This is a genomic window from Ruegeria sp. BA2 (genome assembly GCF_056539605.1).
In genome coordinates, this window is the sequence record NZ_JBQFVE010000001.1 from 16,850 (window position 1) to 29,953 (window position 13,104).

The 13,104-nt window shown below is 56.7% G+C and carries 11 protein-coding genes; 5 read left to right on the forward strand and 6 right to left on the reverse strand.

From position 1 onward, the window contains the following. Positions 1–62 precede the first annotated feature (62 nt). Together ilvN and ACR0NN_RS00090 are read right to left on the reverse strand one after the other, a co-directional pair. The gene (ilvN, locus tag ACR0NN_RS00085) at positions 63–623 is read right to left on the reverse strand and encodes an acetolactate synthase small subunit (protein ID WP_170727919.1); all 561 of its coding nucleotides are present in this window, start codon (positions 621–623) and stop codon (positions 63–65) included. A 69-nt stretch (positions 624–692) separates the two neighbouring features. Then, positions 693–2,444, reverse strand: a complete 1,752-nt coding sequence (locus tag ACR0NN_RS00090; RefSeq protein ID WP_170727920.1) for an acetolactate synthase 3 large subunit — start codon at positions 2,442–2,444, stop codon at positions 693–695. 425 nt (positions 2,445–2,869) lie between these two features. Between ACR0NN_RS00090 and ACR0NN_RS00095 the strand changes: the two genes are divergently transcribed. Both ACR0NN_RS00095 and ACR0NN_RS00100 read left to right on the forward strand, forming a co-directional pair. Continuing rightward, positions 2,870–3,715: a HalD/BesD family halogenase gene (locus tag ACR0NN_RS00095; protein WP_170727921.1), complete on the forward strand. Its 846-nt coding sequence runs from the start codon at positions 2,870–2,872 to the stop codon at positions 3,713–3,715. 42 nt (positions 3,716–3,757) lie between these two features. Then, entirely contained in the window at positions 3,758–4,138 is a 381-nt protein-coding gene (locus ACR0NN_RS00100) for a bleomycin resistance protein (RefSeq protein WP_170727922.1), read from the forward strand. A gap of 79 nt (positions 4,139–4,217) precedes the next feature. On the opposite strand, the gene ACR0NN_RS00105 is transcribed toward ACR0NN_RS00100, so the two are convergent. Next, on the reverse strand, positions 4,218–4,865 hold the full coding sequence (locus tag ACR0NN_RS00105) for a response regulator transcription factor (RefSeq protein ID WP_170727923.1): 648 nt from the start codon (positions 4,863–4,865) through the stop codon (positions 4,218–4,220). Next, the gene (locus tag ACR0NN_RS00110; RefSeq protein WP_170727924.1) at positions 4,865–6,289 is read right to left on the reverse strand and encodes a cache domain-containing protein; all 1,425 of its coding nucleotides are present in this window, start codon (positions 6,287–6,289) and stop codon (positions 4,865–4,867) included. The genes ACR0NN_RS00105 and ACR0NN_RS00110 overlap by 1 nt, the downstream gene beginning before the upstream one ends. 246 nt (positions 6,290–6,535) lie before the next feature. Here ACR0NN_RS00110 and ACR0NN_RS00115 point away from each other — a divergent pair, with 246 nt between their 5' ends. The 3 genes from ACR0NN_RS00115 (at position 6,536) to ACR0NN_RS00125 (ending at position 11,036) form a co-directional block, all read left to right on the forward strand. Next, the gene (locus ACR0NN_RS00115) at positions 6,536–7,618 is read left to right on the forward strand and encodes a TRAP transporter substrate-binding protein (protein ID WP_170683526.1); all 1,083 of its coding nucleotides are present in this window, start codon (positions 6,536–6,538) and stop codon (positions 7,616–7,618) included. 119 nt (positions 7,619–7,737) lie between these two features. Next, positions 7,738–8,664, forward strand: coding sequence for a TRAP transporter small permease subunit (locus ACR0NN_RS00120; protein WP_170683527.1), 927 nt, complete (start codon positions 7,738–7,740; stop codon positions 8,662–8,664). A 17-nt stretch (positions 8,665–8,681) separates the two neighbouring features. Beyond that, complete coding sequence (locus tag ACR0NN_RS00125) at positions 8,682–11,036, forward strand: TRAP transporter large permease subunit (protein ID WP_170727925.1); 2,355 nt, start codon at positions 8,682–8,684, stop codon at positions 11,034–11,036. A 54-nt stretch (positions 11,037–11,090) separates the two neighbouring features. Here ACR0NN_RS00125 and ACR0NN_RS00130 read toward each other — a convergent pair whose 3' ends face one another. After that, positions 11,091–12,449, reverse strand: coding sequence for a dicarboxylate/amino acid:cation symporter (locus ACR0NN_RS00130; RefSeq protein WP_170727926.1), 1,359 nt, complete (start codon positions 12,447–12,449; stop codon positions 11,091–11,093). A gap of 245 nt (positions 12,450–12,694) precedes the next feature. Next, entirely contained in the window at positions 12,695–13,102 is a 408-nt protein-coding gene (locus ACR0NN_RS00135; protein WP_480683670.1) for a VOC family protein, read from the reverse strand. Positions 13,103–13,104: the final 2 nt, after the last annotated feature.

Sequence of the window (13,104 nt, forward strand, 5' to 3'; positions counted from 1 at the left end):
GCTGCGGAAGGACGCTGAAACCGCCCCGAAATGACAAGCAATCCAGGGCGGGGCGCTATTACTTAGTCACCACGCAACAATGCGGCAACCCCGGTACGAGCAATCTCAATCAAACCAAGAGGGCGCATCAGATCGGCAAAGGCATCAATCTTGTCTGGGGCGCCGGTGATCTCAAAGATGAACGAGTTCAACGTGCTGTCGACAACATTGGCGCGGAAGATATCTGCCAAACGCAACGCTTCGACGCGTTTGTCGCCTTCACCCACAACCTTGATGATCGCCAACTCGCGTTCAACCGAAGAACCTTCGACCGTCAGATCGTGCACATCACGGACCGAAACGATACGACCGAGCTGAGCCTTGATCTGTTCGATCACCTGCGGCGTGCCGGTTGTGACGATGGTAATGCGGCTGAGGTGCCCAGTGTGGTCCACTTCGGCAACCGTAAGGCTTTCGATGTTGTAGCCCCGACCCGAAAACAGACCGATCACTCGCGCCAGCACCCCGGGTTCATTTTCCACCATAACAGCAATGGTGTGCTTTTCCTGAACGTCCGAGAATGTCGGGCGTAGGTTATATGCAGAATGACGGGTTGCACCTTTTTTGATATGCAGGGCAGACATTTATGTCCCTTCCATGATCTCGAGAAAGCCGGGCGCCATCCTGCGCCCGACAAAATTCGTCGAATTTCGTTAAACCAGAACCGATCCCTTGCTATCGATAACACCCTGCGTTTCGGCTTCGCCCAGCAGCATTTCGTTATGCGCCTTGCCCGAAGGGATCATCGGGAAGCAGTTCTCGTGCTTTTCGACCACGCAATCAAACAGAACAGGGCCGTCGTAGTTGATCATCTCCATGATCGCGTCGTCCAGATCTGCGGGGTCTGAACAGAGGATACCTTTGGCCCCGAACGCTTCGGCGAGTTTGACGAAATCGGGCAGGGCTTCTGACCAGGAGTGCGAATAGCGCTCGCCATGCAGCAATTCCTGCCACTGACGCACCATGCCAAGGCGCTCATTGTTCAGGATGAACTGCTTTACTGGCAGGCGGTACTGCGCGGCAGTGCCCATTTCCTGCATGTTCATCAACCAGGAGGCTTCGCCGGCCACGTTGATAACCAGCGCATCCGGGTGCGCCATCTGCACACCGATTGAAGCGGGGAAGCCGTAGCCCATCGTGCCCAGCCCGCCCGAAGTCATCCAGCGGTTAGGGTCTTCGAACCCAAGATATTGCGCCGCCCACATCTGGTGTTGGCCCACCTCGGTGGTGATGTAGCGGTCATGCTTTTTGGTCAACTCTTCGAGCCGTTGCAGCGCATATTGCGGCTTGATGGTTTTTTCGCTGTTGGTGAAGGCGAGACAGTTGACCTTGCGCCATTCGTTGATCTGGTCTTGCCACTGTTTGACATTCGCCGCGTCCGTTTTGCGTCCGCGGGCTTTCCAGACCTTCAGAATATCCTCAAGCACATGGGCAACGTCGCCGACAATCGGGATATCCACCCGGATCACCTTGTTGATCGAAGACGGATCGATATCCACATGCGCCTTGATCGAATTCGGCGAGAACGCGTCAATCCGGCCAGTGATGCGGTCGTCAAAGCGGGCACCGATATTGATCATCAAATCGCAGCCGTGCATGGCCATGTTGGCCTCGTATAGCCCGTGCATTCCCAGCATACCGATCCAGTTCTCACCTGAGGCTGGATAAGCCCCAAGCCCCATCAGAGTCGACGTGACTGGAAAACCAGTTGAATCCACCAACTCGCGCAGCAACTGGCTGGCTGCTGGGCCAGAGTTGATAACGCCACCGCCCGTGTAGAACACCGGTTTCTTCGCGGTCTCCATGGCCGCGACCAATTCCGTGATCTCTTCCAGATCGCCCTTCACCACGGGCTGATAATGTGATGTCGACGGCTTGGGGCCGCTATAGTCACCCGTGGCAAACTGAACGTCCTTGGGGATGTCGACCAGAACCGGGCCGGGGCGGCCCGAAGTCGCAACATGGAAGGCCTCGTGCAGGGTGCCCGACAACGAGTCGGTGTCCTTGACCAGCCAATTGTGCTTGGTGCACGGTCGTGTGATCCCAACGGTGTCGGCCTCTTGAAAGGCGTCCGAACCGATCATGAATGTGGGCACCTGTCCGGTCAGGACGATGATCGGGATGGAATCCATCAGCGCATCGGTCAGGCCGGTGACTGCGTTGGTGGCGCCGGGCCCCGAGGTCACAAGCGCAACACCCGGTTTGCCGGTTGAACGTGCATAGCCTTCGGCTGCGTGAACCGCACCTTGTTCATGCCGTACCAGAATGTGACGAATGTCGTTCTGCAGAAAGATCTCATCATAGATCGGTAGGACGGCGCCACCGGGGTATCCGAATACCGTGTCCACGCCCTGATCCTTGAGGGCCTGAACCACCATCTTTGCGCCGGTCATCTCACGTGTCATCTGCTTTGCTCCGTTCGCGACATGTGTCTTGCGTGTTGCCAAAAAAAAGCCCCCGAGATTTTCGGAGGCGCATGGGTTCGATTATGGTTTACCGTTACCGGCCCATGCGCGTGTTTCCTACGATTACGACTAGCGCTTTCATCGCCAGAGGCTCCTTCTTTGCGTGCAGGGACATTATGGTTGAGGGGAAGGGGCGTCAACAGGCAAAAACAAAAATTTTGTAAGCCTGGGGTCATAAGTTTTGTCATTTTGTTGCGCAAAATGACGCAGGCTGGGAAATATCCGCGAATTTTGATCGTAATTTGGGGTGTGATCCGGTGATTTCAGGTGGTCCGATTACGTCAGGCCCATGTCTGAAACAGACCAGAGCAGCGTTTGATGCTGAGGCAGGCTGATGAAAACAGCGCTACATCAGGAGGTCAGACATGCTGCACGATCTTGTGGATCTAGGTCGCTATCCGATCGACCGCGCTGACTCGTACGCCTACAGGCAACTGATCAATGACCTGCGGCGAGATCTGGATGCCGACGGATGCGCAGTTCTGCCCGGTTTTGTTCATGAAGTTGGTCTGGATAAGTTGATCGCCGAGGCTGACTCGGTCGCGCCCAAAGCACATCGGTCATTCAACCGCACAAACGCTTATTTCACGCAGGACGATCCGAGCTATGGCATCGGGCATCCGATCCGGCGCTTTTTTGACCGGTCGAACGCTTTTGTGCCCGCGGATAACTTTTCTGCCACAAGCCCGCTGCGGCGAATTTATGAGTATGACGGCTTCATGCCATTTATTCGCGATGCTCTGAACGAGTCTGAAGAGCGGTTCTTCCGATATGATGATCCGCTGGCGGATGTGATCATAAATGTGGTCGAAAAAGGCGGGGGTTTCCCCTGGCATTTTGACACCAACAACTACACCGTGACGTTGGCTATTCAGAACGGCGAAGCGGGTGGTACATTCGAATACGCGCCAAATCTGCGAACAAGTGAGGACGAGAACTTCAAAGCGGTCGCTGAAATCCTCGACGGGGGCATGGATCGCGTTCACCAACTGGAGTTAAAGCCGGGTGATCTGCAGATTTTCAAAGGGCGGTACGCGCTGCACCGGGTGGCGCCGGTCGAGGGCGAGCGGAAGCGCTATGTGGGCATTTTCTCATTTGTCGAAACCGAAGGGATGTGCGGCGGGATTGAGCGCACACGGCAGTTATATGGGCGTGTTCTACCGCATCATTACGAACGCGCCGGGCTGCGCGGGGATGATCTGTTGGACTAACGCAGTTAGACTGAAACCGTATCCACTTGGGAGTCGAAGCTTATGCCACAGATATTGCAACTTACGCCTTTTGTCTTGTGTTCGTCTCTGGATGATCAGATTGAGTTTTATTGCACCCGGCTTGGATTTAGCTGCACTTTCAAGCAAGAGAATTATGCCTTTTTGAGGCTGGGTTCGGTTGCCATACGTCTGTTGGAATGCCCGCCGAGATCAGATGGCAAACCGCTGGGAGACAACCAATCTTTTTACATTGATGTCGATGAGATCGATGCGCTTTATGAAGAGTTGAGCGCAGGGCTTGCCGATCTGCCCGAGGGACGTGTGCGCCCGCCATTTGATCAGCCCTATCAACAGCGCGAATTCCACGTGATTGACGAGGATGGGACGCTTATCTTCTACGGCCAAGACATTCGCCCGCGTTAGGAAGCGCTCCCGCCCGTCATCAACGCGCCTTGCGGCGCATCTCTTCCGGTTGGGCAGGGCAGCGCGTGCCGCACTGCCGTCAAAGCCCGGGGCTGGTGCCCTGCAGAACACCATGTTCCAGCGCGTAGCGGGTTAGGCCAGCAGTGGAAGAGATGCCAAGCTTGCGCTTGATATTCTTGCGGTGCGTCTCAACCGTGCGCACCGAGATATCCAGCGCCAGAGCGACTTCCTTGTTGGATTTACCCTGCGCGAGTTCCAGCAAGATCGTCTGTTCGCGCCCAGTCAGCGCCTCACGCGTGCTGCCGTCTTTCGGTTCCAGCGATCCGCTGGCGCCGGTACACAGATACCGTTCGCCGCGCATCACAGCGTCGATGGCTTGCTTGATCTCTTCGGTGGGAACGTCCTTGAGGACATATCCCTTGGCCCCATGGCTGAGCGCGGTTGAGATGTATTCGGGGCTGTCATGCATCGAAAGGATCAGAATGCGGGTTTCCGGCAGACGCTCAAGTATGATTTCGGTCGCGCTCAGCCCGCTGAGGCCGGGCATGTTGAGGTCCATCAGGATCACGTCAGGTTTCAGACGTGTTGCCTGTTCGACGGCCTCTTGTCCGTTTGACAGGGTTCCAACCACGTCGATTTCATCGAAGCTTTCCAGCAGTGATTGAATGCCCTCGGCGACCATTGGGTGATCGTCAACAATGAGGACCCGAATGATCGTATCGGACATCAGAAACCGGCCTTTCGTTTTGGCGTTGGATCTTCCTGTGGTGGCAGCATATGGCTGAGCGGCAGGCTGACTTCAATCGCTGTTCCACCTCGAGAGGACAGAATGCGAAGGGTACCGTCAAGCTGTTCGATCCGCTCTTGCATGTTGCGCAGCCCGATCCCGGCGCTGACATGGCCCGGTTCGCTGCGCAGGCCGTGACCATTATCGGTGACCCGCATTGTGGCGCCTTTCCTGTGACCCCGCAGGTCGATTGTAACACGGGTCGCGCCCGAGTGACGCTCGATATTCGTCAAAGCCTCTTGCGCGATACGGTAGAGCGCGATCTTGCTGTCCTGATCCAGACGATTGCGAAACACCACGGTTGAGAACTCGGTCTCGATCCCGGTGCGTTCGCGGAAATCATCGGTCAGCGCTTTGAGGGCAGGGCCCAGGCCCAGATCATCCAGCACACCGGGGCGCAGATCGCGGCTGATGCGGCGGACCTCGGTGATAGCGGTGCCCAGATTGTCGATACCTTTCTGCAGAGGCTCTTGCGCTGCTGCATTCTCACCACGCCCCAGCCGTCTCCGGGCGTTGTCCAGCGCATATCGGACGCCGACCAGAATCTGGCTGATACCGTCATGCAATTCCCGAGCCACGCGCCCGCGTTCTTCTTCCTGAGTGTCCAGCACACGCTGGGTCAGTTCTTTGAGCTTGGCGTCGGCCAGCCTGCGTTCGCGAAAATTCAGCAGCATTCCGGATGCGAAAACGACAAGCATGGCGGCCAGAACGATACCGCCGATATAGAGGAATGTCCGTTGCACGCGGGCTTCGACCTCGGCGCGGGCATTTGCGACGGTGGCGACGATATCGTCGATGAACACGCCTGTGCCCACGACCCAGCGCCAATCCTGCAGTCCAACGACATAGGCGATCATCTGTGCTTCTTCCCCTGTCGAAGGTTTCTGCCACATGAAACTGTGCCAACCTGCGCCCTGACGTGCGAGCGTTATGAACTCGTCCACGATAGGAGTGCCGTCACTGTCGGTCAGGTCTGCCCAGTTGCGATTGATGAATTCTGTCTGACGCGGGCTGACAAGGTTGTTGCCGTCATAGTCGTAGACAAAGAAAAACCCGTCCTTGCCATAGATCATCGCCGAAAGGATTTGGGTCACCAGAGTTTTTGCGACCTGATCATCAGGCGAGGCGCGACCGTATATGTAGGCAAACCCGTTGCGTGCCTGGGTCACGTAGTTCCGCAGCTCTTCTTTTTTGGCCTCGATCAGACGTTGTTCGAGGGCCTGTATTTCGCGCTCGGCCGTGGCGCGGGATTGATATGCCACCACTAAGGCAATCGCTGTTACGGCCGCAAGCAGCGGGATCGCCGCAACCAGCGACAGTTTCTGCGCATAGGTCAGCGAGATAAGGTTCCGGAATCCTCCCATGGTCGAATCGATACGCAAGCCGGGGGGAAATTGCAAAAAGATTGGGCGAAACCCGGTCTCAGGTCCCCAGTTTTGATGCTGAGCAGGTTGATTCAGCCTGATTTATGACCTGCAGCCCCGAAAAACCGACTCGGCTACGTAGTAGTAGGTATTCACATTCCTTTTGGTGGAACTAGGCTGTCGCGCACTGGAAACGATCGGCCCGGCATCACCCGGGTAATGAATATGAAGGGGAGGATCACTCATATGGATCGTCGTAAGTTTCTGAAAACGTCGGCAATGGGCGGCTCGGCTGCTGCAGCCACCACACTGGCAGCACCTGCATACGCACAGGGCAAGCGTACACTGACCATGGTGACATCGTGGGGCCGAGGCCTTGCAGGCGTTTTCGACAGCGCGCAGCGTTGTGCCGACAGCATCACCACCATGTCGGACGGCAACCTGAACGTGGAAATCAAAGCTGCCGGTGAATTGGTTGGCGCGTTCGAGGTATTCGACGCGGTATCGTCCGGTCAGGCTGATATGTATCACGCCGCTGACTATTACTTTGTCGGTCAGCACCCGGGCTATGCGTTCTTTACCGCTGTTCCGTTCGGTATGACCGCGCAAGAACTGGTGAACTGGTACTACCACGCCGGTGGTATGCAACTGCATGATGAACTGGGCGAAATCTTTGGCCTGAAATCCTTCCTGGCTGGTAACACCGGCGCGCAGGCGGGTGGCTGGTTCTCGAAAGAGATCAACAGCCCTGAGGATTTCAACGGTCTGAAGTTCCGTATGCCCGGTCTGGGTGGCGAAGCGCTGGGTAAACTGGGCGCATCGGTGCAGAACATTCCGGGATCCGAAGTTTATCAGGCGCTGTCGTCCGGTGCGATTGACGGAACCGAGTGGATCGGTCCGTGGGCTGACGAAAAAGCTGGCTTCCAGGAAATCACCAAGACCTACTACACCGCGGGCTTCCACGAGCCGGGCGCAGGTCTGTCACTGGCCACCAACCGCGAGGTTTATGACAGCCTATCGGCCGCACAGCAGAAGATCATCGAGATCGCAGCGGCAGAATGCCACCAGTGGAACCTGGCGCAATTCCTGGCCAATAACGGTGCCGCATTGGCGCGTCTGCAGGCCGCAGGCGTCAAGGTCATGGAATTCCCGCAGCCTGTTTGGGATGCCTTCGGTCAGGCCAGCCAGGAAGTTCTGGACCAGTACATGGGCGACGAGCTGTTCGCGCGCATCCACGACAGTGCGATGAAGTCGATGGCTGAATCCTCGGCCTGGAACAACCTGTCGTCGGGCGTCTACACTGCTGAGCGCGACCGCGTCCGCGGATAAGCAATTCCGCTTAATGCAAACGGTTCCCCCGCATGTCGGGGGAGCCTTTCCCGTTGCACAAAAGCGGCTAGGACATGCCGCAATAATCAAACGTGCAACCGATGCGACCTGGGGACAACATGCAGGACGAAAACGGTATCTCGTTCTTCGGCGCCCTGTGGAATGGACTGATCTGGTTCATTCAGAACATTGCCGAAGCCTTCTATAATTTCGGATACGCGATAACGCATCCGCAGCTCTGGCTGGACTGGTCGAACAAAGAAGCGATCATGCGCTTTATTTACTATGGCGGGTCTGTCGAGTTCTTCTTTGTGATCTTCGCGCTGTTTCTGGTGCTGACGGCCATTGGTCTTTACCACCGGAACTTCATGTGGGGGATGGTGCGCGGGCTTGAGGGCTTTGCCAACACGACGGGCCGTTTCTTTGCCTGGGCGGGTTTGCTGATGGTGATCCAACAGATCGTCATCGTCTTCATGCAGCGGGTCTTTACGCGTCCTGATATGTCCTTTGGCTTCGGTATCCCTTTTCAGATGGATATCAGTTGGTTCGCGGAAGAACTTAAACTGTACAACGCGATGGTTGTGTGCCTTTGCTGCACCTACACATTCGTGCAAGGCGGTCACGTCCGCGTTGACCTGATCTATGCGGGCATCAGCCACAAGGCCAAGCGCGTTGTTGATATGTGCGGGGCGGTTTTGTTCATGATGCCCATGGCCGTTCTGACTTGGATGTATGGTTGGTTCTTCATGTGGCGGCACCTGATCGTCCCGAAACCTTCGGCAAGTGATACCCTTGACCGTTTGGTGACCAAGTCCCGCGCGCTGCGCTGGAACGTGGAAACCATCGGGTTCAGTCCCAACGGGTTCAACGCCTATTTCCTGTTCAAAATCCTGCTGGTGGCCTTTGCCGCCATGGTGTTCCTGCATGCGATCGCGTTCCTGTACCGCTCGTACCTGGAATACGTGGAGGGACCGGACAGTGTTGGAAAATACCTCGACAAGGACAGCCTTGGTGAGGGTGAAGAAGCCTACGAAGGCGCGCATTAAGGACGGAGAACCAGACAATGCTATTCGGACTTGATGGCGTCGAGATAGGCCTCATTATCGTATTCTTCTGCCTCTTCGGAGGCATTCTATCAGGCTTTCCGGTGGCTTTCGCCATCGGCGGGGCCGGGGTGATCTCGTTCGGGATCATCGCCGCGCTGGACAGCGCCGGGCTGTTGATCCACCAGGCGATTGACACAGGCTCACAAGCCTATCGGGACGTGGTGAATTCGGGGGTCAAACCCGATGTCATATCCGTCTTCCGATACCCTGATCTACCGAGGATAGCCGAGCCGGTTTTCGTGCAAGGCTGGGAAACCGCGCTTGATCGGAATGTCTCGTTCATTGTTAACCGCATGAACGAACGTGTTCTGGCCGGGCAGTCTATCGAAACACTGCTGGCCGTGCTGATGTTTGTTCTTATGGGCATCACGCTGGAGCGATCCAAGATCGCGAACGATCTGCTGACCACAATGGCGCGCGTCTTTGGGCCGCTGCCCGGCGGTCTGGCCGTATCGATTGTGGTTGTGGGCGCGTTTCTGGCCGCTTCGACCGGGATCGTTGGCGCGACGGTGGTGACGATGGGCTTGCTGGCCCTGCCAACCATGCTACGCAACAACTATTCGCCGGAACTGGCGACGGGTGTGATTGCGGCCTCGGGCACGTTGGGTCAGATCATTCCGCCCTCCATCGTGATCGTCCTGCTGGGGACGCTGGCCGGTGATCTTTATTCCACCGCGCAGGAAACCCGCGCGGTTGAGGCAGGGTGTACCGACGCGTTGACCTATTTGGGTGAACCAGCGGTTGTCTCAGTCGGGACGTTGTTCCAAGCGGCTCTGCTGCCGGGGATCATGCTGGCGCTGCTCTATGCGCTTTACGCATTTGGCTATGCACTGCTGAATCCGCACAAGGCGCCGGCAGTTGAGCTGTCAGGTGGCACGGGTGAAACCATCACACGCTCAGAAGGCCTGACATGGCTGTTGGGCGCACCGGTTGCTCTGATCGCGGGTGCGATGCTTCTGGGCAGCGCGGGCGTGATCGGCAGCCAGAACATCTCGGTTTCAGCGTTTACAGATATCGGGCAGGGTGCTTCTCTGCGCACAAACGTGTCGCCGGAATGCCAAGCGTCGATGATCGAGCTGCACGGCCAGTCCGCTTGGGATCAGGCCGTAGCTGAGCAGGAAGCGATTGATGCCGCCGGTGGTGCAGCAGAATCGCAGCGCCTGAGCGAAGAGGAACTGGCTGCAGCACAAGAGGCCAAGATCGCCGCCGCCGCTCCAATTGGCAACGGCGTCGCCGTGATGGTCGTGCTGCTGGGTCTGACTCTGGTGCTGGGTCGCGGTATCGCGCCGTCGCGCGCACCACAGCCGCTGATCTTAGGCGCCATCGGTCTGCTGCTGATGCTGCTGGTCGATATACTGCTGATCGCACCGACAACCTCGTCAGGTGCGACGTTCCTGCTGTTGGCCATACCATTCGCAATTGCCATGTATGGCTGCAAAGAGGCGGCCGCGCGATGCGCCACCAATGATCTGATCCGCGTGGTCTTTCCGCCGCTGGTTCTGATCATCGCGGTGCTGGGGTCGATCCTTGGCGGTGTCACCAACCCAACGCCTGCAGCGGCGCTGGGGGCAGGTGGGGCCATCATGCTGGCAGCCTATCGCAAGCTTCAGGATCAGGGCCGGTCGGGTAAGGTGATCATCTGGTCAACCTTTGCCGTGATTATCTCGCTACTGATGGGCGTGAACTTTGATCTACGCGTTAATCAAGGCAATGTCTCGGTCGAAAGCTGGATCGCGTTCATCATCGCCTATTCGGCTTATCTGTACGCGCTGTTCGGGCTGATTTATGGCTGCTGGGTGCTGTTCTCAAGCGGAGTGCTGACGCCAGTGGTGCGCGAGACGGCCAAGGTGACCTCGATGGTCTTCACCATCTTGATCGGCTCGCAGTTGCTGAACCTGGTTGTAATCTCGTTCGGCGGTGAACACTATATCCAGCAGTTCCTACGCAGCTTTGACAACGAGTTCACGGTCTTCCTGATCGTGATGCTGGTGCTGTTCATTCTGGGCTTCGTGCTGGATTTCCTTGAGATCATTTACATCGTGATCCCAATCGTGGGGCCAGTGATCTATGGCGGATCGTTCGATCCGAAATGGGTGACCATCATGGTGGCGGTGAACCTGCAGACTTCGTTCCTGACGCCACCATTCGGCTTTGCTCTGTTCTACCTCAGGGGTGTTGCGCCGAAAGAGGTCACAACAGGCCACATCTATCGCGGCATCATACCGTTCGTTATCATTCAGGTGGTGGGCATCGCAATCCTGTGGTTCTTCCCGTCAATTGTGACCATCGTGCCGGACTTGATCCCGAATTGATCTGATCTGGATACGAAACAGATACGGAGGCCCAATCGGGCCTCCGTTTTTCGTTCAGGATTGTGCTTGCGGGTGCGTCAGCCTTGCAAATTCCTGCTCTGTGGCGTGATCGATTTCCAGATCGGCTGTCTCGATTACTCCGGCACCCGGATTGTCGAAAACAGCTTGGTCCAATTTGCCGACCTTTTGCCCGACAATTGTGGTCACCACCGCATCGCCTGTGACATTTACGACCGTCCGCATCATGTCGAGGATCCGGTCAACCGCCAGAATGATACCGATACCTTCCAGCGGCATACCCAACTGGTTCAGAACCATCGCGAGCATCACGATCCCCACGCCCGGTACACCCGCCGTGCCGATCGAAGCCAGAACCGAGATCGAGATCACGGTCAGATAACCGCTCAGCCCCAGATCAATGCCATAGGCGTTGGCCAGGAATACCGTCGCCACGCCATGCATGATCGCAGTGCCGTCCATGTTGATCGTCGCCCCTAAGGGGATGCCGAACGAGGCCACGGAACGGTCAACACCGACGCGCTGTGTCACACATTGCAGGCTGGCCGGGATCGTTGCATTCGAGCTTGAGGTCGAAAATGCAAACACTTGCGCCGAGCGCATTTTGCGCAGGAACATCCGCGGGCTGAGCCCTGTGGTGAAATACAGTAGCGCCATCAGCGTAACGCAGAGGTGGAAAACCAGCGTCAGGCTGATCGTGGTCAGATAGCCGATGACCGGACCAAATAGGCCGAACCCCTCCATCGCAAAGGTCTTGGCGATCAGGCTGAAAACGCCAATGGGGGCGAAGGCCATGACGATTGAGACGATTTTCATCGCCAGTTCATTCATGAACTCGCAACCTTGGACAAAAGCCTTGGCCCGGCTGCCCATCATCAGGACAGCGATGCCTACGACCATCACATAGAAGATGATCTGCAGCATCTCACCATTGGCCAGCGCGTTAATCGGGTTCTTGGGAATGATGTTCGCCAAAATCTCCCACGTGGTCTGCGGGTTGGTGACGCTCACGCCATCGCTGGCCAAATGCAGGCTCTGGAACCCGGTGCCCGGGCCAATCAGGCCCGCGAAGATTAAGGCGGTCGTCACGGCCAATGCGGTCGTGGCCAGATAGGTGACAAAGGTCAGCCCCCCGACGCGACCCAGCAGTTTGACATCACCAATGCCGACAACGCCGCACAGCAATGAGAATACGACCAGTGGCACAACGAGCATCTGAAGTGCGTTCAGAAACATCTGCCCCAGCATCGACAACACACCGTGCACGAGCGCAGTGTTGAGGGCAGCAATATCGAGATAGTTCAAAACCAGACCAAAGACCGAGCCCAGGGCCAGAGCGATTAATATCTGGGTCGTCAGCGAGGCCGAGACCAGACGGCGTGCGGCGTATTTCATTTCCCCCTCCTTCAGAACCTCAGCGACAGGGTGGGTGACCTGACGCGGCAACAAAAAAATACCAGCCCGGGCAGCGTATGTGTTGGCTGCGGGTCTCAGTTTTGGGCTGAGCGTTTAGAAGTTCGGCTTATTTGGTGACCTTACGTCAGCTTTCAATCGCTAAGGCCAAGATGGCTTCATTAAGATTGCTTAATAGTTAGGCAAAGTTTGAGCGATTTCACTGTAACAGCATGGAATATATGCCGTTACTCAGAATCTGTGCTTGCTGAAAATTCAATCAAATCCCAACGGTTGCCGAAGGGATCTCGCCATACGGCGACAATTCCATAGGGTTCATGGCGCGGGCGCTCCTCGAATCCAACACCAGCTTCCAACATTGCCGCATGGTCGCGAAAGAAGTCATCCGTTTCGAGAAAGAACCCGACCCGCCCCCCGGTTTGATTGCCCACCGAGGCGATCTGTTCCGGGCCATCGGCTTTGGCCAACAACAATGAGGCACCTACTGAGCCCGGAGGCGCGACCCGCACCCAGCGTTTGCCCTCACCCAAATCGATGTCCTGTACCAGCGTGAAATCCAGTGTGTTGGTGTAGAACGCGATCGCGTCGTCATAATCTGGGACGACCAGCGTCACCGCATGAATCCTCTGCCGCATGA

Excerpts from the sequence above, each read along its gene's own strand:
- ACR0NN_RS00110 (WP_170727924.1), bottom strand. The coding sequence starts at position 6,289 with ATGGGAGGATTCCGGAACCTTATCTCGCTGACCTATGCGCAGAAACTG.
- ACR0NN_RS00120 (WP_170683527.1), top strand. The coding sequence starts at position 7,738 with ATGCAGGACGAAAACGGTATCTCGTTCTTCGGCGCCCTGTGGAATGGA.
- ilvN (WP_170727919.1), bottom strand. The coding sequence starts at position 623 with ATGTCTGCCCTGCATATCAAAAAAGGTGCAACCCGTCATTCTGCATAT.
- ACR0NN_RS00095 (WP_170727921.1), top strand. The coding sequence starts at position 2,870 with ATGCTGCACGATCTTGTGGATCTAGGTCGCTATCCGATCGACCGCGCT.
- ACR0NN_RS00100 (WP_170727922.1), top strand. The coding sequence starts at position 3,758 with ATGCCACAGATATTGCAACTTACGCCTTTTGTCTTGTGTTCGTCTCTG.
- ACR0NN_RS00130 (WP_170727926.1), bottom strand. The coding sequence starts at position 12,449 with ATGAAATACGCCGCACGCCGTCTGGTCTCGGCCTCGCTGACGACCCAG.
- ACR0NN_RS00105 (WP_170727923.1), bottom strand. The coding sequence starts at position 4,865 with ATGTCCGATACGATCATTCGGGTCCTCATTGTTGACGATCACCCAATG.
- ACR0NN_RS00135 (WP_480683670.1), bottom strand. The coding sequence starts at position 13,102 with ATGCGGCAGAGGATTCATGCGGTGACGCTGGTCGTCCCAGATTATGAC.
- ACR0NN_RS00090 (WP_170727920.1), bottom strand. The coding sequence starts at position 2,444 with ATGACACGTGAGATGACCGGCGCAAAGATGGTGGTTCAGGCCCTCAAG.
- ACR0NN_RS00125 (WP_170727925.1), top strand. The coding sequence starts at position 8,682 with ATGCTATTCGGACTTGATGGCGTCGAGATAGGCCTCATTATCGTATTC.
- ACR0NN_RS00115 (WP_170683526.1), top strand. The coding sequence starts at position 6,536 with ATGGATCGTCGTAAGTTTCTGAAAACGTCGGCAATGGGCGGCTCGGCT.